Source organism: Pseudomonas sp. NPDC078416, assembly GCF_050268485.1.
GTDB lineage: Bacteria > Pseudomonadota > Gammaproteobacteria > Pseudomonadales > Pseudomonadaceae > Aquipseudomonas.
Map to the genome: position 1 here is coordinate 19,376 of NZ_JBNNGV010000004.1, position 19,117 is coordinate 38,492.

Consider the following 19,117-nt stretch of genomic DNA (forward strand, 5'->3'; position numbering starts at 1 on the left):
TATGAAGAAGTCGTCAGCACAGGGTTCCGAAGATCCGATTCTGCAATGGGTCACCTTCCGCCTGGACAACGAGTCGTATGGCATCAACGTGATGCAGGTTCAGGAAGTGCTGCGCTACACCGAGATCGCTCCGGTGCCGGGCGCGCCAAGCTACGTGCTGGGGATCATCAACCTGCGCGGCAACGTGGTCACTGTCATCGACACTCGTCAGCGCTTTGGTCTGCCGCCGGTTGAAGTCAGCGACAACACGCGTATCGTGATCATCGAGGCCGACAAGCAAGTGGTCGGGATCCTGGTCGATAGCGTGGCTGAAGTGGTTTACCTGCGTCAGTCGGAAGTCGAAACCGCGCCGAACGTGGGCAACGACGAATCCGCCAAATTCATCCAGGGCGTGTGCAACAAGAACGGCGAACTGCTGATCCTCGTGGAACTGGACAAAATGATGTCCGAGGAAGAGTGGTCCGAGCTGGAGAACATCTGATTGATTCTTGATGTGGCGGTCATTTTCCTGGCGGTGTTGTGGGTCGCGAGCGTCGCGATGTTCATGGCCCACACCAAACGCCTGCGCACCCTGGCCATGCAGCAGCTGGAAGCGGATTCGCTGCGTGATCAGCGCATCCGCGAGCTGGCCCGGCGCCTGGAAAATTACCAGAGCGGAACGGTGAGAATGGGCGAGGAACTGCACGAGTTGCGTTCCATCGTCGCACTGCTCCCCGACAAGATCACCGCGCTCGAACAGCGCGACCCTTCCACACTGTCCTTCGCCCAGGCCGCCCGCCTGGTCGGCATGGGCGCCAGCATCGACGAACTCACCCAATCCTGCGGCCTGACCCAGGCCGAAGCGCAGCTGATGACCAAGATGCATGGCGGTAATCGGTAGAAAGCGTGCTCCTGCACTGGGATTTGCGGCGTTTAGATACCGACGGCCGTACGCAAAATCCGTAGGAGCCGGCGTGCTGGCGAATGCGATTTTCCTGTGACCTGCTCGGCGACTGACACGACGCGTTCGCCAGCAAGCCGGCTCCTACAGTGATCGCGGTGAGTCAGTCATTCAGCGGCAGCGGTTCCGATGCCTTCGCGGGCAAGCACGCTCCTGCACGGGGTTTTGCGGCGTTTGAATACTTATGATCGTATGCAACATCCGTAGGAGCCGGCTTGCTGGCGAATGCGATTTTCCTGTGACCTGCTCGGCGACTGACACGACGCCTTCGCCAGCAAGCCGGCTCCTACAGTGATCGCGGCGAGTCAGTCATTCAGCGGCAGCGGTTCCAACGCGTTCGCGGGCAAGCGCGCTCCTGCACTGGGTTTTGCGGCGTTTGAGTACTCACGATCGTATGCAACATCCGTAGGAGCCGGCGTGCTGGCGAATGCGATTTTCCTGTGACCTGCTCGGCGACTGACACGACGCGTTCGCCAGCAAGCCGGCTCCTACAGTGATCGCGGTGAGTCAGTCATTCAGCGGCAGCGGTGCCGACGCGTTCGCGGGCAAGCGCGCTCCTACACGGGGTTTTGCGGCGGTTGAATACTCACGGTCGTATGCAACATCCGTAGGAGCCGGCTTGCTGGCGAATGCGATTTTCCTGTGACCTGCTCGGCGACTGACACGACGCGTTCGCCAGCAAGAGGGCTCCTACAGTGATCGCGGTGAGTCAGTCATTCAGCGGCAGCGGTGCCGACGCCTTCGCGGGCAAGCGCGCTCCTGCAGTAGATTCGCGTTAACAGGGCCATTGGCGTGGTGAATATGACCGGCTGAGTCTGAATCAACGCGGCGTGATATCCCGTTCCACCGGCCCGGCATCCGGGTCAAACCCCACCGGAAACTTGCCTTTCAGGTGCCAGGCAAACGCGATGATTTCGGCGATGGTCAGGTACAGTTCCTGGGGGATGCTGTCGCCCAGTTCCAGGCGGGCAAGCATTTTCACCAGTTCCGCGTTTTCGTAGATCGGGACTTTGTATTCCCTGGCGATCGCCAGAATGGCTTCCGCCAGCGTGTCATCGCCCTTGGCCGTCAGCGTCGGGGCCTGGTGGCCGTCGTAGCTGAGGGCAATGGCCTGACGCGGTGTCTGCTCGGGTCTGCTCATCAGGCGTTCTCGTCGATCCAGCGTTGTTCGAGCACGGCGCGTGGCCCCTGGGGCGGCACGCCACGGTTGCATTCCAGTTCCTTGACGTTCAGACCGCACGCCACCAGCCGCGCACGCAGATTATCCAGCTCGCTGGAAATCAACTCGGCGCTGCCTTCGCGCTCAGCCCACAACTGGCTGGCGATGCTCCCGGCAATCAGTTGCGCCTGCACGTGCAGCGGGCCGAGGGGCTCCAGATCAAAGGCCAGCTCCAGCCGCCAGAGCTTTTCTCGCTCCTTGGCTTCCTGCACCGGCGAATCGGAAGGGTCGTCGCGCTCTGGCGTTTCCTCGCGCTGAACCTTGACCTGCAACGGCACGATGTCGTGGGCGTTGCGCATCGGGATCTCCAGCTGCCAGGTGGTCACCTGAGTGCCGTCGGCGTGGGTGCGGGTCTGCTCGAGGCCGCCCAGTTGATGGCTCTGCAGGCGCGAAATGGCCCCTGCCGCCAGTTTCAGCAGCATCTCCAGATCGTCCTTGCTCTCCGGATGGCCGAGGGTGCGCGGTGGTAATGGGAAGTTGATCGTTTCGCTCGGCGGCGCCACCAGCCCCAGGGTGCCGAAGGCGCTGCGCAACACGCTGGGCATGGCCCGCGCCAGGGTATTGCCGGCGGCAGCGGCGTCATAACTGACGTTGCCCGGCAGCCCCGGCAGGAGTTGAGTGACCAGCCGCAGCAAGTTGGCCTTCATGTCCGGCACCAGCGTCGGGTTCTGCCCGGCGAGCAAGCGCGACTCCATGAACAGCCCGCTGGCATTCAGGGCCTGGGCGACTCCCTTGGCGGTGGTCATCTGCGGGACGTCCGGCAGATCGGCCAACAGTTGCTCGATGCTGGCCCGCAGCGACGGTGGGAGGTTATCGCCATCGGCAGCCGGCGGCGGCATGTTCTGCAGCGCCGTGATCAGGCCCTGCAGCGAGCCCTGACGGCTTTGCTGGGTCGACAGCTGCTGCGCCAGGGCCAGTTCGTCCAGACGATTGGGCAGGGCGACGAAATTCAGCGCCTGACTGTTCTGCACCTGGGCGCTGAGCAGACTGCCGACCCGCAGCGGTTGCGGGCTGTCGACGGTCAGGCTGGTGCCGGCCAGGGCCGTGTTGAGCAGGATGACGATGGAGCGGTAATTCGCCGGCTGCGCCCCACCCGACGATTGCCCGGGGGATTGCCCCGCCAACTGCGCGACATTCTGCGCCGCCACCTGGGTGGTCAGCACTTTGCCTTGCAACAGGGTGCCGGCAGGCAACTGCCGCGTGTCGATGCTGGTGAGGCTGTTGGTGGCGGCTTTCTGCAGGTCCTGCACGCTGATGGTCAGGGTGTCGGCTGAACCCTGGGCGACGTTGACGCTGGTGCCTGGCGTCAGCGGCAGCGAACTGCTGACGGGGAGGGTGGTTTGCCGGCCGTTGTCCATGGTCAGTTTGAGCAACAGCTGAAAGTCCTGCCCCAACTGCTTGAGGCTCACCACTTCAGCGCTGGCCACCTGGCCCGACATCAACAGCCCTTCGCGCGGCTCCATCAGCTTGAGCACTTCGCCGGCCGGCACACCGGCGCGCAGCAGGGCCGTGGCCACTGTTACTGGAGAAAGATTGGGTATATCGCCTGTCATCAGATCCCGACTCGGTAAATTTGCGCTCTGGATGGCGGGGCCGGGTATGTATAATCCGGCACCGACTTCGTCGGCGGTCCACCGTTAAGCTGCATCAGTATAACGGCCGTCATGATCCCGACTTGAACCGCCGCGCCGCTGCTACTGAAAAGAAGGTCCTTCATGTCCATCCCCGTTCTTGAAGCCGTGGCGCTGACGTGCGAGCGCGACTGGCGCCTGCTGTTCGAAGATCTCGAATTGCGGCTGAGCGCGGGCGACATGGTCCAGATCAGCGGCCCCAACGGCAGCGGCAAGACCAGCCTGCTGCGCCTGTTGTGCGGGCTGATGCAGCCCACCGCCGGCAGCGTGCTGCTGGACGGCAAGCCCCTCGCCAGTCAGCGCAACGAGTTGACCCGCCACCTGCTGTGGATTGGCCACGCCGCCGGCATCAAGGATTTACTCACCCCTCTGGAAAACCTGGCCTGGCTCTGCGCGCTGCACACGCCGGTGCAGGCTGCCGACATCTGGCGCGCCCTCGAAGCGGTCGGCCTGCGTGGGTTTGAAGACGTGCCGTGCCACACCTTGTCGGCCGGCCAGCGCCGCCGCGTGGCACTGGCCCGCCTGTATCTGCCCGGCCCCCGCCTGTGGATGCTCGACGAACCCTTCACCGCCCTGGACAAACAGGGCGTCGCGCAACTTGAGGCTCATCTGGCCGCTCACTGTGAAAACGGCGGCGCGGTGGTGCTGACCACGCACCACACCCTGAGCCGCACGCCCTCCGGCTATCGCGATCTGGACCTGGGGCAGTGGGCGGCATGAGTCAGGTGTTTACCCTGCTGATCGCCCGCGAAGCGCGCCTGCTGTTTCGGCGCCCGGCCGAGCTGCTTAACCCGCTGGTGTTCTTCGCCATCGTCATCGCGCTGTTTCCCCTGGCCGTCGGCCCTGACACGCAACTGCTGCAGCGCCTGTCGCCGGGGTTGGTGTGGGTGGCGGCGCTGTTGTCTGTGCTGCTGTCACTGGACGGCCTGTTTCGCAGCGATTTCGAAGACGGCTCCCTCGAACAATGGGTGCTGTCGTCGCAACCGTTGGCGCTGTTGGTGTTGGCGAAGGTGCTGGCGCACTGGGCGTTTTCCGGGCTGGCGCTGGTGTTGCTGTCCCCGCTGCTGGCGCTGATGCTGGGCCTGCCCACCGCATGTTTGCCGGTGCTGCTGCTGTCGCTGCTGCTGGGCACGCCGGTGCTGAGCCTGCTCGGCGCAGTGGGCGCGGCGTTGACCGTAGGGCTCAAGCGCGGGGGCCTGCTGTTGGCGCTGTTGATTCTGCCGCTGTACATCCCGGTGCTGATTCTCGGCAGCGGCGCCTTGCAGGCCGCACTTGAGGGCATGCCTGCGACCGGTTATCTGCTTTGGCTTGGCAGCCTGACCGCACTGGCGGTAACCCTGACGCCCTTTGCAATTGCCGCTGGTTTGAAGATCAGCGTTGGCGAATAATCGCACCCTGACCGAGCGGACAGTTTTTCCGTCGGCAGGTCCCGGACGCTTCAGTCATAAGAAGCGCCTTGCCCTGACAGCGCCTCTGGCTGAGACGCACTGTGATAACGAGCACCGTGATGAAAAGCACCGTGATGAAAAGGCAGCGTGATGAACACAAGTGCCAAGACTAAAGGCGGCCTGAGTTGGGCCTGGTTCCACAAACTCGGTTCGCCCAAATGGTTTTACGGCATCAGCGGCCGTCTGCTGCCGTGGCTGAGCATCGCTGCGGCGCTGTTGATCGCCATCGGCGTGGTCTGGGGCCTGGCGTTCGCGCCGCCTGACTATCAACAAGGCAACAGCTTTCGCATCATTTATATCCATGTGCCGGCGGCGATGCTGGCCCAGTCCTGCTACGTGATGATGGCCGTGTGCGGCGTGGTCGGGCTGGTCTGGAAGATGAAGATGGCCGACGTTGCCCTGCAATGCGCGGCGCCCATCGGTGCGTGGATGACCGCCCTGGCCTTGGTCACCGGCGCGATCTGGGGCAAGCCCACGTGGGGTTCGTGGTGGGTCTGGGATGCGCGGCTGACCTCAATGCTGATCCTGCTGTTCCTGTATTTCGGCCTGATCGCGCTGGGCAACGCCATTACTAACCGCGACAGCGCCGCCAGGGCCTGCGCCGTGCTGGCCATCGTCGGCGTGATCAACATCCCGATCATCAAGTATTCAGTGGAATGGTGGAGCACTCTGCACCAGGGCGCGACCTTCAGCCTGACGGAAAAACCGGCGATGCCTGCCGAGATGTGGCTGCCGCTGCTGTTCACCGTGCTGGGGTTCTATTGCTTCTTCGGGGCGGTGCTGCTGCTGCGCATGCGCCTGGAAGTGCTCAAACGCGAAGCCCGCGCTGGTTGGGTCAAGGATGTGTTAGTGAAAACCCTTGGCCACTCAGCGCCTCCTCGCAACGGAGTCGAACGATGAGCTTCGAGTCTTTCAGCGATTTTCTCGCCATGGGCAGGCACGGGCTGTATGTCTGGTCGGCGTATGGCATCTGTTTCATCGTGCTGGCGATCAACGTCCTGGCACCGGTTTTCGCGCGTCGGCGTTACCTGCAACAAGAGGCGCGCCGTCTGCGCCGGGAGAGCATTACGTGAATCCGCTGCGAAAAAAGCGCCTGTTGATCATCCTGGCGATCCTCGCCGGGGTCGGCATTGCGGTCAGCCTTGCACTCAGCGCGCTGAAGGAAAACATCAACCTGTTCTACACCCCGACCCAGATTGCCGGCGGCGAAGCGCCCCGTGACACGCGGATTCGCGCCGGCGGCATGGTGGTCCAGGGCTCGCTGCAGCGCTCGTCGGATTCTCTGGACGTCACGTTTGCCGTCACCGATTTCAACAAGTCGGTGCCCATCACCTATCGCGGCATCCTGCCCGACCTGTTCCGCGAAGGGCAGGGCATCGTTGCCCTCGGCAAGCTCAATGCCGACGGCGTGGTCGTCGCCGATGAAGTGCTGGCCAAGCACGATGAGAAATACATGCCGCCGGAAGTCGCCAAAGCGCTGAAAGACAGCGGCCAGCCCGCGCCCGCCGCCACGCCCGCCGCTCTCCCGGACAAACAGGGGTAAATCATGATTCCCGAACTCGGCCACCTGGCCATGATTTTGGCTCTGTGCTTCGCCATCGTGCAGGCCATCGTGCCGCTGCTGGGCGCCTGGCGCGGCGATCGTCTGTGGATGAGCCTCGCCCAGCCCGCGGCGTGGGGGCAGTTTGCCTTCCTTGTGTTTGCCTTTGGCTGCCTGACCCACTCGTTCATGGTCGACGACTTTTCCGTGGCTTACGTTGCGGAGAACTCCAACAGCGCGTTGCCGTGGTACTACAAATTCAGCGCCGTCTGGGGCGCTCACGAAGGCTCGTTGCTGCTCTGGGCGCTGATCCTCGGCGGCTGGACCTTCGCCGTGTCGATCTTTTCCCGACAGTTGCCTCAGGTCATGCTCGCCCGTGTACTGGCGGTGATGGGCATGATCAGCGTCGGCTTTCTGCTGTTTCTGATCCTCACCTCCAACCCGTTCAGCCGCATCCTGCCGCAGATTCCCCAGGACGGCCGCGACCTGAATCCGTTGCTGCAGGACATTGGCCTGATCGTCCACCCGCCGATGCTGTACATGGGCTACGTCGGGTTCTCGGTGGCGTTTGCTTTCGCCATCGCTGCGCTGCTCGGCGGTCGGCTTGATGCGGCATGGGCGCGCTGGTCGCGGCCGTGGACCATCGTCGCCTGGGCCTTCCTCGGCGTCGGCATCACGCTGGGCTCGTGGTGGGCCTATTACGAACTGGGCTGGGGCGGCTGGTGGTTCTGGGACCCGGTGGAAAATGCCTCGTTCATGCCCTGGCTGGTGGGCACAGCGCTGATCCACTCGCTGGCGGTCACGGAAAAGCGCGGCGTGTTCAAGAGCTGGACGGTTCTCCTGGCCATCGCGGCGTTTTCGTTGAGCCTGCTGGGCACCTTCCTGGTGCGTTCGGGCGTGCTGACGTCTGTGCACGCATTTGCCTCCGATCCGGCCCGTGGCGTGTTCATCCTGATCTTCCTGCTGATGGTGGTGGGCGGCTCACTGACCCTGTTCGCCCTCCGCGCGCCGGTGGTGAAAAGCCACGTCGGGTTTGGCCTGTGGTCGCGGGAAACCTTGCTGCTGGGCAATAACCTGGTGCTGGTGGTGGCGGCGTCGATGATTCTGCTCGGCACGCTCTACCCGCTGGTGCTGGATGCGTTGAGCGGGGCGAAGATGTCCGTCGGCCCGCCGTATTTCAATGCGTTGTTCGTGCCGCTGATGGGCTTGCTCATGGCCGTCATGGCGGTGGGCGTGCTGGTGCGCTGGAAGGACACGCCGGTCAAGTGGCTATTGAGCATGCTCGCGCCGGTGTTGGTCGGCAGCGCGGTCTTGGCGGTGATTGCCGGTTTTGCCATGGCCGACTTCCACTGGGCGGTGCTTGCCACCTGCCTGCTCGCGGCCTGGGTGTTGCTGGCCGGCGTGCGCGACCTGTTCGACAAGACGCGGCACAAGGGATTGCTCAAGGGCATGCGCTCGCTGACCCGCAGTTACTGGGGCATGCAAGTGGCGCACCTGGGTATCGCGGTGCTGGCGCTGGGCGTGGTGTTGTCCAGCCAGAACAGCGCCGAACGCGACCTGCGCATGGCCCCGGGCGAGTCGGTGGAACTGGGCGGCTATAGGTTCGTGTTCGAGGGCGCCCAGCATTACCAGGGCCCGAATTTCACCTCTGATCGCGGCACCCTTCGCGTGCTGGAAGACGACAAGGAAATCACCGTGCTGCACCCGGAAAAACGCCTGTACACCGTGCAGCGTTCGATGATGACCGAGGCCGGCATCGACGCCGGTTTCACCCGCGATCTGTACGTGGCGCTGGGCGAACCGCTGGAAAACGGCGCGTGGGCGGTGCGTGTCCACGTCAAGCCGTTCGTGCGCTGGATCTGGTTCGGCGGGCTGATCACCGCACTGGGTGGGCTGCTGGCGGCGCTGGACAAACGTTATCGCGTCAAAGTCCGCGCGAAAGTGCGTGACGCGCTGGGCATGACGGGGGCGGCGGTATGAAGCGCTGGATGTTGCTGATCCCGCTGGTGCTGTTTCTCGGCATGGCGGGTTTGCTGTACCGAGGTTTATATCTCGATCCGTCGGAGTTGCCGTCGGCGTTGATTGGCAAGCCCTTCCCTGAATTCAGCTTGCCCGCCGTGCAAGGCGGCAAGCCGCTGACCCGCGCCGACCTGCTGGGCAAGCCGGCGCTGGTTAACGTCTGGGGCACCTGGTGCGTGGCCTGCCGCGACGAGCACCCGGTTTTGACGAAGCTGGCGAAGCAGGGCGTGGTGATTTACGGCGTCAATTACAAGGATGTGAATGCCGATGCATTGAAGTGGCTTAAGGATTTTCACGATCCCTATCAGCTGAACATCAATGATGAGGCCGGTAGCCTGGGTTTGAATCTGGGTGTCTATGGCGCGCCGGAGACCTTCTTGATCGATGCCAAGGGCGTCATTCGCTACAAGCATGTTGGCGTGATCGACCAGACAGTCTGGCGCGAGAAGCTGGCGGGCCAGTATCAGGCGCTGGTGGATGAGGGCAAGCAATGATCAGCCGTCATGATGTGGCGTCTGTTCGACCCTCTTCGCGGGCAAGCGCGCTGCTACAGGGGGGGCGGCGATTGGCTGCCGCTGCGGTATTGGCGCTGGGTTTTGCAGGTGTGGCCCAGGCAGCGATTGATGCCTACACCTTCAAGGACGACGCCGAACGTGCCCGCTACACCGAGCTGACCCGCGAGCTGCGCTGCCCGAAATGCCAGAACCAGGACATCGCCGATTCCAACGCGCCCATCGCCGCCGACCTGCGCAAAGAGATCTACCGCATGCTCGGCGAAGGCCAGAGCAATCAGCAGATCATCGATTTCATGGTCGATCGCTACGGCGAGTTCGTGCGCTACAAGCCGGAGCTCAATGCCCACACCTGGCTGCTCTGGTTCGGTCCGGCCGGCCTGCTGCTAGGCGGCGCGGTGTTGATTGGTGTGATTGTCGTGCGCCGCCGCCGCTCAGGCCGCGAAGACGCCGACGTGCTTTCCGACGAGGAGCGTCAGCGCCTCGCCCACTTGCTGGATAAGAACCGCGAATGATCGATTTCTGGATGGCCGCCGGCCTGCTGTTGCTGGTGGCCCTGAGTTTCCTGCTGATCCCGGTGGTGCGTGGCCGTCGCGCGCAGACTGAGGAAGATCGCACCGCCCTTAACGTCGCCTTGTATCAGGAGCGCATCGCCGAGCTGCAAGCGCAGCAGGAGGAGGGCGTGCTCTCCTCGGCGCAACTGGACGGCGGTCGCGCCGAGGCTGCGCGTGAATTGCTCGCCGACACTGAAGGCGTGGGCGCCGAGCGGGTGTCGCGACTTGGCAAGCCGCTGCCATTGCTCGCGGCGATTCTGGTGCCGGTCCTGGCGTTGGGCCTGTATCTGCATTTCGGCGCGTCGGACAAGGTCGAGCTGACCCGGGAGTTCTCTCAGCCACCGGGTTCACTGGCGCAGATGACCGAGCGGCTTGAGCGTGCGGTGAAGGCGCAACCGGATTCCGCCGAGAGCGCGTATTTCCTCGCGCGGACCTACATGGCCCAGGATCGCCCGGCCGATGCCGCGCGGATGTTTGAGCGCGCGGCCAAGCTGGCCGGTCGTCAGCCCGAACTGCTCGGGCAGTGGGCCCAGGCGTTGTACTTCGCCGGCAACAAGGCCTGGACCCCGCAGATTCAGGGGATTGCCGAAGAAGCGCTGAAGCTCAATCCCAAGGAAGTCACCAGCCTGGGCCTGATGGGCATCAACGCCTTCGAAAGCCAGCATTTCGACGAGGCGGTGAGCTATTGGACGCGGCTGCTGTCGGTGTTGCCGCCGAACGATCCCTCCCGCGGGGCGCTGGAAGGCGGGATCAAACGCGCCAGAGACAATGTGGTGCAAAGCGGCGGCACGCTGGAAAACACCCCGCCGGTGGCGGTGCAGGGCGCGCGTCTGAAGGTGCGCGTCACGCTGTCGGAAGCGTTGAAGACCAAGGTGCAGCCAGGCGACACGGTGTTTGTGTTTGCCCGCGCGGTGTCGGGTCCGCCGGCACCGTTGGCGGTCAAGCGCGTGACCGTGGCCGATTTGCCGGTGGAAGTCGAGCTGACTGACGCCGACGCGATGATACCGCAGCTGAAACTGTCGAACTTCCCCGAAGTCCAACTCGTGGCCCGGGTGTCCCGCGCCGGTCAGCCCACGGCGGGCGAATGGATCGGTCGCAGCCAGCCGTTGCCGAGCAACGTGACGGCGCTGCAGGCCCTGACCATCGACAGCCCCGATCAGTAACCCCGTTAACGCAACGAGTAGAGAGCCCCTATGTATCGCGTCGCCCGTTTTGCCTTGTTGAGTCTGGTGGTGGGATTGACCGCCGCCTGTGCGGTGCAGCATCCAGGGCCGCAGAGTTCCGAGCCGATTCCGACCATGCCGGGTCCGTCGCCGACCCCCCAGCCCGGCACTCCGCGCACGGCGCCTGAGACGCCGCCTTCTGCCCCGATTCCTGCGCCCGGCCCGAAAACCTCCTCGCACTTCGCTCCGCCGCCGGGTGGCAACAGCCATTGGGACGCGCGCCTGGGCGTGCATGTGCTGGATAATGTGCCGAACACGTTCTATCGCCAGCGAACTTACTATCGCTGGAACAACGGCTGGACCTGGTCGACTTCGCCAAGCGGGCCTTGGCAGGAGACCGATGCCAGTGGCGTGCCGCCGGGGTTGAGTAAACAGTTCGGGAATTGAATTAGGCGGGGGGCCTAGTACGCCAGGATCAAGATCAAGATCAAGATCAAGGGCGTCTGCCTGGGGGCAGACCGTTTCGCCTTCGGCGAGTTACTTGGAAAAGTCGAAAGTCGCACCATCCCCAAGTAACCAAGGGTGCTTGCTCTCAGTTTGGCCCGACCTCGTCGGCTTCCCTCACTTCGACGACGCTCCGTGGGCCCGCGCCGAACGGACATCCATGTCCTGACGGCGCTCTCGCGGCATCCATGCCGCTCGGCCCACTCCGCGAGACCTGCGTTCAGCCTGCACCCAAGTCGCGTTTGGCGGTGACTGGGCTTTTTGCGTTTGAAAATCAAGAGCAGATCAAGAGCTTCCCGGCTGAAGCCGGTCCCACTGGGTGCACGCGCTGCTGTTAGTGGGACCGGCTTTAGCCGGGAAGAGGCCGGTTTGCTCACCATTCTGATCGTTCCCACGCTCCGCGTGGTAACGCCGCCCCGGACGCTCCGCGTCCCGCATACGACGCGCATCAAGGCTTGGGGAGGTGACGCGGAGCGTCACGGGATGCATTCCCACGCGGAGCGTGGGAACGATCAAGCCGATCCTACATACGCCCGCGGTCTGTTAGTGGGACCGGCTTCAGCCGGGAAGCTGTTGATCTTGATCTTCTTACGCAAGAAGCTCAGACGACACCCATCGCGACTTGGGTGCAGGCTGAACGCAGGTTTTGCGCAGTGGGCCGAGCCGCATGGATGCGGCGAGAGCGCCGTTGCGGACATGGATGTCCGTTCGGCGCGGGCCCACGGAGCAAGACCGGAGTGAAGGAACCCCGAGGAACGAGGAGCCCAACCAGGAGCAAGCACCCTTGGTTACTTGGGGTGCTTTTCCAAGTAACTCGCCGAAGGCGAAAAAGTCTGCCGTTAGGCAGACGCTCTTGATCCTGGCGGACTAAGCCGGGGGCCTTATTTCGCCGGATAGATCTGGTCAAACACCCCACCGTCGTTGAAGTGCGTCTTCTGCACGGTGCGCCAGTCGCCGAAGGTTTTTTCCACTGACAGGAAATCCACTTTCGGGAAGCGGTCGGTGTACTTGGCCAGCACCGCCGGATCCCGTGGGCGCAGGTAGTTGGCGGCAGCGATTTCCTGTCCTTCAGGGGACCACAGGTACTTCAGGTATTCCTCGGCCACCGCGCGGGTGCCTTTCTTGTCCACCACCTTGTCCACCACGCTCACAGGCGGCTCAGCTTCAGCGGAGACGCTCGGGTACACCACTTCGAACTGATCACGACCAAACTCGCGGGCGATCATTTCCGCTTCGTTTTCGAAGGTCACCAGCACGTCGCCGATGTGGTTGGTCATGAACGTGGTGGTCGCGCCACGGCCACCGGTGTCGAGGACGGGCACATGGCTGAACAGCTCGCCGACGAACTTTTTCGCTGCCGCTTCATCGCCGCCGTTCTTCAGCGTGTAGCCCCAGGCCGAGAGGTAGGTGTAGCGGCCGTTGCCGGAGGTTTTCGGGTTCGGCACCACCACTTCAACGCCATCCTTGACCAGGTCCGGCCAGTCCTTCAGCGCCTTCGGATTGCCCTTGCGCACGATGAACACCGTGGCCGAGGTAAACGGCGCGCTGTTGTTCGGCAGGCGAGTGACCCAGTCCTTTGGCACCAGTTCGCCGTTGTCCGCCAGCGCGTTGATGTCAGTGGCCATGTTCATGGTGATGACATCGGCGGGCAGGCCATCGATCACCGAACGCGCCTGTTTGCTCGATCCGCCAAAGGACATCTGAATCGTCGCGCTTTCCTTGTGCTCGGCTTCCCAGTGCTTCTGGAACGCGGCGTTGTAGTCCTTATAGAAATCGCGCATCACGTCATACGAAACGTTGAGCAGCGATGGCGCGGCGGCCTGTGCAGCGCTGCCCAGAGCCAGTCCTGCGGCGAGCATGGAAGCGGCGAAGATTTTTTTCACTGTGGATTCCTTGTGGCGTTGAGCAGGGGGCGTTGAGTGATTCGCTCTTGGAAGAGCCGTTGTTATAACCAGACGAGATAGCCAGTGGCTGGCGACTATAACCAAAGTCCCCAGCCGCTCAATAGATCAAAAACTCATGTGCTTATGTCAGTTTGAGCGGTGTGAGGCGCGTCCCTTGATTCGCTGCGGGGAAACAGCGGATTGCCGCAGCGCGAACAGAACGCCGCGTTGGGTTCATGGGCGTTCTTGGCGCAAACCGGGCAGTCGTGCTGCAGCTGATCGCCGCGCATGGCGTTGGCCAGTTCGGCAGTGAAAATCCCGGTGGGCACGGCGATGATCGAGTAACCGGTGATCATCACCAGCGACGACAGAATCTGCCCGATCGGCGTCTTCGGCACGATGTCACCAAAGCCCACCGTGGTCAGCGTGACGATCGCCCAGTAGATGCCTTTGGGAATGCTGGTGAAGCCGTGCTCGGGTCCCTCGACGACGTACATCAGCGTGCCGAACACCGTCACCAGCGTCGACACGGTGGCCAGAAACACGATGATCTTCTGCTTGCTGCCACGCAGGGCGGCGAGCAGGTAGTTGGCCTGTTTCAAATAAGGGCTGAGCTTGAGCACGCGGAAGATCCGCAGCATGCGCACCACACGCACGATCAGCAGGTACTGCGCGTCGCTGTAATAGATCGCCAGGATGCCCGGGACGATGGCCAGCAGGTCGATCAGGCCATAGAAGCTGAACGCGTACTTGAGGGGTTTGGGCGAGCAGTACAGGCGCACCAGATACTCGACCGCAAAGATGAAAGTGAAGGTCCACTCGATCCAGGCCAGTGGCGCGGCATAGTTGCGGTGCACGGCCTCGATGCTGTCGATGATCGCCACGAGCAGGCTGCACAGGATGAGCACCAGCAGGATCTTGTCGAAGCGCCGGCCGGGCTTGGTGTCACTCTGAAAAACGATGATGCGTAGCTGTTCGCGCCAGCTGATGTTGCTGTCCATGGGGTCGTTCCGCGTGCAAGGTCGGCAGAGCGTGGGACAAAGTGCTCAGGAGCGCAACCTGTCATCACCGATCCCCTGACGCAGCAGCCGGGCGCTGGCCTGCACCAGCCAGCAGGCCAGAATGAAGGGCGCGGTCAGCGTCGGCAGACCCATGGCTGCAAACCCCGGCTGCAACAGAATCGACAGCGCAATCGCGCTCGCCGGCAACCAGGGTCTGTGCCGCGCCTGACTGAACGCCAGCCCGGCCAGCGCCGGGTTGTAGCCGCACAGGCCGGGCAGCGCCAGATCCGGCTGCGACGGCCACAGCGCGAACGCCACTCCGCTGATGCAGCCGACAAATGCCCAGAGCGCGGCGCGCCGATTGGCGATCAGCAGCCCGACGCCGATCATCACCCCCGCCAGCGGATGATCAAGCAGAAAGACCTGGCCGAAACCCAAGGGCAGCGCGTGGATCGGGTTCACGTCCGCGACAGCCGCTTGCGTCGGTTCGACAAACACCAACAACAGCCAGCCAAACAGCACGAAGGGCGCCGTGTAGGCGTTCAGGCAGGAGGCCCGTGGCGTGCGTTCCAGCCAAGCGTGCATCAGCATCGCGCTCAGCCCGCCGCAGGCAATGATCAGCAGCGGCACCAGTGGTGACCATTCGACGCGGTAGTCGATCAGCAGGCCCAGCAAAACGCCGTTGTAGCTATAAAGCCCGGCCTGGCGCCTGACTTTTGGATAGCCCCGCCGTTGCGCCGTGAGCAAACCGGCGACAGCGCCCAGCAACGCGGCGCCCAGGGAGGAGGGTGCGCTGATCAGAATCGCCAACAGACAGAAAACCCCGCAGAGGGGGCTGCGTTGCAGCAGCACCTGACTGAAGCCGTTGAGCAGGGTTTCGGCCCAGTCGGGGCATCGTTGGGGCGGCGGGGCAGGGATGGCTGGCATATATGTATTCAATAGTTGTAATTATTGTATACATAATGGGCTTTAGTCGACTTTTCGACAAGGCAGGAGGCGAGTACTCATCGAACAGCGCTGGACCCGCATATTCCGTACGACCAGAACTGCCGGTTTAACGGTTCGCGTAAAAGGCCGCACTGATCGTCTGCGTTTAAACCGCCTGCGTTGCCTCTTCTGCGGCTATGGCGGCCTTGACGCTTGGCCGTGCTTCGACCCGCTTCATGAATGACGCCAGTTCTGGCCAGTGCTTGACGTCGATGTTAAAGAACGGCAGCCACTTCAGTACCGTGAACAGGTAGGCATCAGCGAGCCCGAAAGCGCCTAGCAGATAGTCTTTCTGCATCAGCTCCCTGTTTAGATAGTCCAGACGCTTGAACAGGGTGTGGCGAAAGATTGCTTTGGTGGCTTCGGGGATATCGGCATTGAACAGCGGTGCACTGCCCGCGTGAATTTCGGCGCTGATGAAGTTCAGCAGCTCCTGTAGACGCGTCCGTTCCCACGTGCCATTGGCCGGAGCCAACGAGTTACCCTCGACCTGATCGGCGAGGTACTGGATGATCGCCGGACCTTCGGTCAACACCTGACCCTCATCCAGCACCAGCGCGGCGACATATCCCTTAGGGTTGATGTCGCGGAAGTCTCGGCCATCTGCCGTGGCTTTGGTCTTGTTATTGACGCGTATCAGCTCGAACGGCAGTTCCAGTTCACGCAGCACGATGTGGGGTGACAGTGAGCAGGTCATGGGGGCGAAGTACAGTTTCATCCGTCTATCCTGTGAGCGAAAGCGATGCGTGACCGGACGCGCGTCGGGGCACGGGGCATGTGGGGTGTTGAGCGAACGGCGACGTCAGGATCGGTGACTTGTGCTGGGCTTAGCAAAGGACTTTTTGAGTGCTACCTTATGACAAAATCTCATGAGCCCTCGGTCCCTTATGGCTGCCAGAATTCCTTCTCTCAATGGACTGAAAGCCTTTGAATCCGCTGCCCGCCATATGAGCTTTACCAAAGCAGCGGAGGAGCTGAATGTCACGCAGACCGCCATCAGTCACCAGATCCGCCGGCTTGAAGACGAATTGGGCATTCGCCTGTTTCTGCGGCTCAAGGATGGGCTGGCACTGACCACTGAAGGGCATTCGTATCTGCCGGGCATCCGCTCGGCATTCCATGAGTTGCGCTATTCCACGGAAATGCTGCTGGAATCCACAAACAACAGCGCGTTGACCATCAGCACGTTGGTCTCGCTGGCGTCTAAATGGCTGCTGCCGCGCCTGGCTTCGTTTCAGGAGGCGTATCCCAATATCGATGTGCGAGTCACGGCATCCACCGATCTGGTGGACTTTCGCAAAGGCGGCATTGACGCCGCGATCCGCTATGGCTTTGGCGACTGGAAGGGGCTGCGGTCGGACTGGCTGATGTCCGACGAAATTTTCCCGGTGTGCAGCCCCAAGCTGCTGACCGGACCGACGCCACTGAAAAGCCCGGTTGACCTGGCCAATCACAAGCTGTTGCAGGTCAGCGGCATGACCAGCAACGACTGGAACATGTGGTTGAGCGCCGCCGGTCAGCCGAAGAGGCTGGCAGAAGGCACGCGGCTGACGTTCGATCTGGCCATGATGGCCGTACAGGCTGCTATCGACGGCCTGGGGGTATGTATTGGCCGCTCGACCTATGTCGATGACGACTTAAAAGCCGGTAAGTTGGTCGCGCCGTTCAACCTCAAGCTGAAGTCCGATCTGGGTTTCTATTTGGTAACGCCGCTGGAAATCGCGAATTCGAAAAAAGTCGTGGCGTTTCGCACCTGGTTGATCGATCTGGTGCAGGGCGCCGAATCCGTCTCGGTTTCAGAACTTCTGGACTAGGTCGTCGCGCCTCATTGGCACCCAGGCACTCACATCCCCCAAGGGCATGGTTTGCTGCGCCAGCGCGTTGCTCCGGACGAGGAAAATGCCCCTGTGGGACCGGCTTTAGCCGGGAAAGCGCCAGGCGCCACACCGCAAATATTGATGGCGTCAAAACGGGCCTCTTCCCGGCTAAAGCCAGTCCCACTAACACTGCGTGCCCCTGTGGGACCGGCTCTAGCCGGGAGGGCGTCAGTCGCTTAAACCCGAAACTGCCGCAACAACCCATTCAACTGTTCACTCAACCCCTTGAGCTGATGGCTCGCTGCGCTGGACTGTTCGGCCGCCACCGCCGTGCTCTGGGACAGCTGCGCCGCCTGGGTGACGTTCTGGTTGATGTCTTCCACCACGTGGGATTGCTCAAGGGTGGCGCTGGCGATGGAGGCGTTGAGGCCGTTGAGGTTGCGCAGTGCCTGGCTGATCGAGGTCAGGCTCTGGCCGGCCAGGTTGGCCTGTTCAATCGTCAGCTGCGAAGAACGACTGCTGTCGGCGATCACTTTTACCGCCGCATCCGAATGGGCTTGCAGGCGCTCGATCATCGTCTGGATTTCTGCGGTGGATTTCTGCGTGCGCTGGGCCAGCAGGCGTACCTCGTCTGCGACCACGGCGAAGCCACGGCCCTGATCACCGGCGCGGGCGGCTTCGATGGCGGCGTTCAGTGCCAGCAGGTTGGTTTGCTCGGCGATCGAACTGATCACCTCCAGCACACCGCCGATCTGCGTGCTTTCACTGGCCAGTGTACGAATGACCTCCACGGCCTGATCGATGGTGCCGGACAGGTGCCCGATCTGCTTCAGGCTGCTGTCGATGTTGGCCTGACCCTGCTGCGCCTGGGATTCGGCGTTGCGCATCTCGCTGGCGGCGTGCTCGGCGTTCTTCGCCACGTCCTGCACGCCATAGGTGACCTCATTGACCGCCGTCGCCACCTGCTCCATCTGCAGCGACTGCTGCTGGCTGCGCTCCTGAGCTTGAATGGCGTTGCTGCCCAGCTCACTCGACGCCTGGCCGAGGCCGACGGCAGACGACTGCAGCTCGCTGACCACTCGCCGCAGCTTGGCGGTGAACGCATTGAAATGTCGGGCCAGTTGCGTGACTTCGTCGCTGCCCTCGGTTTGCAGGGTGCGGGTCAGGTCGCTTTCGCCGCTGGCGATATTGGCCATTGCCTCGACGGTGGCCTTGAGCGGGCCGGCGATGCTGCGTGCGATAAAGATCAACAGCAACGCCATGACCAGAATGATGCCGGCACTGATCGACAGCGCCTTGACCACCTGCTTGTAGAACTCGGCTTGCACGTCATCAATGTAAACGCCCGAGCCGATGATCCAGCCCCACGGCGCGAACAGCGAGATGTACGAGGTCTTGCCCACCGCGTCAGTGGCGCCGGGCTTGGGCCATCGGTAGTTGACCATGCCGGCGCCTTTGGCCTTGGCCAGGGTGACCATCTCGTTGAAGACCTGAAAACCGTCCGGGTCCTTGATGCCGGACAGGTCCTGGCCCACCAGCTTGGGATTGGCCGGGTGCATGATCATCACCGGGCGCAGGTCGTTGATCCAGAAGTAGTCGGTCTGGTTGTAGCGCAGCCCGCGAATGGCATCCATCGCCTGCTGTTGCGCCTGCTCGCGGGTCAGCGTGCCGGCGGTTTCCAGGCCATGGTAGTAGTCAAGCAGGCCGCTGGCGGTCTGCACCACGTGCATGGTCTTGACGGTCTTGGCTTCGTACAGATCGTCGTGGATCTGCTTGAGCATCGCCCCCGCCAACGTAAACAGCATCACCACGGCGACGATGAGAATCAGCCACAAGCGGCGGCTGATGGAAAGATTGCGCATATTCATGATCGTCACTCCGTTTCTTTGTTCTTTTTAT

The 19,117-nt window shown here is 62.5% G+C and carries 20 protein-coding genes; 13 read left to right on the forward strand and 7 right to left on the reverse strand.

Annotated features, from left to right (window positions below; genetic code table 11):
• The first annotated feature begins 1 nt into the window (after position 1).
• Complete coding sequence (locus ACQKEN_RS06850; RefSeq protein ID WP_065987319.1) at positions 2-481, forward strand: chemotaxis protein CheW; 480 nt, start codon at positions 2-4, stop codon at positions 479-481.
• A complete protein-coding gene (locus ACQKEN_RS06855) occupies positions 482-880 on the forward strand; it encodes a DUF2802 domain-containing protein (protein ID WP_133775873.1) in 399 nt (132 codons plus the stop codon).
• An 880-nt stretch (positions 881-1,760) separates the two neighbouring features.
• Here ACQKEN_RS06855 and ACQKEN_RS06860 read toward each other — a convergent pair.
• Positions 1,761-2,081: an EscU/YscU/HrcU family type III secretion system export apparatus switch protein gene (locus tag ACQKEN_RS06860; protein ID WP_427684620.1), complete on the reverse strand. Its 321-nt coding sequence runs from the start codon at positions 2,079-2,081 to the stop codon at positions 1,761-1,763.
• The gene (locus ACQKEN_RS06865; RefSeq protein ID WP_427684622.1) at positions 2,081-3,712 is read right to left on the reverse strand and encodes a flagellar hook-length control protein FliK; all 1,632 of its coding nucleotides are present in this window, start codon (positions 3,710-3,712) and stop codon (positions 2,081-2,083) included. Before ACQKEN_RS06865 ends, ACQKEN_RS06860 begins: the two co-directional genes overlap by 1 nt.
• A gap of 162 nt (positions 3,713-3,874) precedes the next feature.
• Between ACQKEN_RS06865 and ccmA the strand changes: the two genes are divergently transcribed.
• The 10 genes from ccmA (at position 3,875) to ACQKEN_RS06915 (ending at position 11,473) form a co-directional block, all read left to right on the forward strand.
• Positions 3,875-4,510 carry a cytochrome c biogenesis heme-transporting ATPase CcmA gene (ccmA, locus tag ACQKEN_RS06870; protein ID WP_427684624.1) on the forward strand — a complete coding sequence of 212 codons (636 nt, stop codon included), beginning with the start codon at positions 3,875-3,877 and terminating at the stop codon, positions 4,508-4,510.
• Positions 4,507-5,178 carry a heme exporter protein CcmB gene (gene ccmB / locus ACQKEN_RS06875; protein ID WP_205482733.1) on the forward strand — a complete coding sequence of 224 codons (672 nt, stop codon included), beginning with the start codon at positions 4,507-4,509 and terminating at the stop codon, positions 5,176-5,178. The genes ccmA and ccmB overlap by 4 nt, the downstream gene beginning before the upstream one ends.
• Positions 5,179-5,328: 150 nt before the next feature.
• Entirely contained in the window at positions 5,329-6,138 is an 810-nt protein-coding gene (locus ACQKEN_RS06880; protein ID WP_427684626.1) for a heme ABC transporter permease, read from the forward strand.
• On the forward strand, positions 6,135-6,311 hold the full coding sequence (gene ccmD, locus ACQKEN_RS06885; RefSeq protein WP_427684628.1) for a heme exporter protein CcmD: 177 nt from the start codon (positions 6,135-6,137) through the stop codon (positions 6,309-6,311). Before ACQKEN_RS06880 ends, ccmD begins: the two co-directional genes overlap by 4 nt.
• The gene (gene ccmE / locus ACQKEN_RS06890) at positions 6,308-6,781 is read left to right on the forward strand and encodes a cytochrome c maturation protein CcmE (protein WP_427684630.1); all 474 of its coding nucleotides are present in this window, start codon (positions 6,308-6,310) and stop codon (positions 6,779-6,781) included. Before ccmD ends, ccmE begins: the two co-directional genes overlap by 4 nt.
• Before the next feature lie 3 nt (positions 6,782-6,784).
• On the forward strand, positions 6,785-8,758 hold the full coding sequence (locus tag ACQKEN_RS06895) for a heme lyase CcmF/NrfE family subunit (protein ID WP_427684632.1): 1,974 nt from the start codon (positions 6,785-6,787) through the stop codon (positions 8,756-8,758).
• On the forward strand, positions 8,755-9,291 hold the full coding sequence (locus tag ACQKEN_RS06900) for a DsbE family thiol:disulfide interchange protein (protein ID WP_427684633.1): 537 nt from the start codon (positions 8,755-8,757) through the stop codon (positions 9,289-9,291). The genes ACQKEN_RS06895 and ACQKEN_RS06900 overlap by 4 nt, the downstream gene beginning before the upstream one ends.
• Positions 9,292-9,362: 71 nt before the next feature.
• Positions 9,363-9,824 carry a cytochrome c-type biogenesis protein gene (locus ACQKEN_RS06905; RefSeq protein ID WP_427684635.1) on the forward strand — a complete coding sequence of 154 codons (462 nt, stop codon included), beginning with the start codon at positions 9,363-9,365 and terminating at the stop codon, positions 9,822-9,824.
• Positions 9,821-11,026, forward strand: a complete 1,206-nt coding sequence (ccmI, locus tag ACQKEN_RS06910; RefSeq protein ID WP_427684637.1) for a c-type cytochrome biogenesis protein CcmI — start codon at positions 9,821-9,823, stop codon at positions 11,024-11,026. The genes ACQKEN_RS06905 and ccmI overlap by 4 nt, the downstream gene beginning before the upstream one ends.
• 30 nt (positions 11,027-11,056) lie before the next feature.
• Positions 11,057-11,473, forward strand: coding sequence for a hypothetical protein (locus tag ACQKEN_RS06915; protein WP_427684639.1), 417 nt, complete (start codon positions 11,057-11,059; stop codon positions 11,471-11,473).
• A 938-nt stretch (positions 11,474-12,411) separates the two neighbouring features.
• Here the strand turns inward: ACQKEN_RS06915 and ACQKEN_RS06920 are convergent.
• The 4 genes from ACQKEN_RS06920 to gstA form a co-directional block, all read right to left on the reverse strand.
• Positions 12,412-13,413: a sulfate ABC transporter substrate-binding protein gene (locus tag ACQKEN_RS06920; protein WP_427684640.1), complete on the reverse strand. Its 1,002-nt coding sequence runs from the start codon at positions 13,411-13,413 to the stop codon at positions 12,412-12,414.
• Between the two features lie 134 nt (positions 13,414-13,547).
• The gene (locus ACQKEN_RS06925; RefSeq protein ID WP_427684642.1) at positions 13,548-14,414 is read right to left on the reverse strand and encodes an ion transporter; all 867 of its coding nucleotides are present in this window, start codon (positions 14,412-14,414) and stop codon (positions 13,548-13,550) included.
• A gap of 45 nt (positions 14,415-14,459) precedes the next feature.
• Complete coding sequence (locus ACQKEN_RS06930) at positions 14,460-15,341, reverse strand: urea transporter (protein ID WP_427684643.1); 882 nt, start codon at positions 15,339-15,341, stop codon at positions 14,460-14,462.
• 166 nt (positions 15,342-15,507) lie between these two features.
• A complete protein-coding gene (gene gstA / locus ACQKEN_RS06935) occupies positions 15,508-16,119 on the reverse strand; it encodes a glutathione transferase GstA (RefSeq protein WP_427684644.1) in 612 nt (203 codons plus the stop codon).
• Between the two features lie 169 nt (positions 16,120-16,288).
• Here gstA and ACQKEN_RS06940 point away from each other — a divergent pair, with 169 nt between their 5' ends.
• Positions 16,289-17,215 carry a transcriptional regulator GcvA gene (locus ACQKEN_RS06940; protein WP_427684646.1) on the forward strand — a complete coding sequence of 309 codons (927 nt, stop codon included), beginning with the start codon at positions 16,289-16,291 and terminating at the stop codon, positions 17,213-17,215.
• A gap of 239 nt (positions 17,216-17,454) precedes the next feature.
• Here ACQKEN_RS06940 and ACQKEN_RS06945 read toward each other — a convergent pair whose 3' ends face one another.
• Positions 17,455-19,086 carry a methyl-accepting chemotaxis protein gene (locus ACQKEN_RS06945; protein WP_427684647.1) on the reverse strand — a complete coding sequence of 544 codons (1,632 nt, stop codon included), beginning with the start codon at positions 19,084-19,086 and terminating at the stop codon, positions 17,455-17,457.
• Positions 19,087-19,117: the final 31 nt, after the last annotated feature.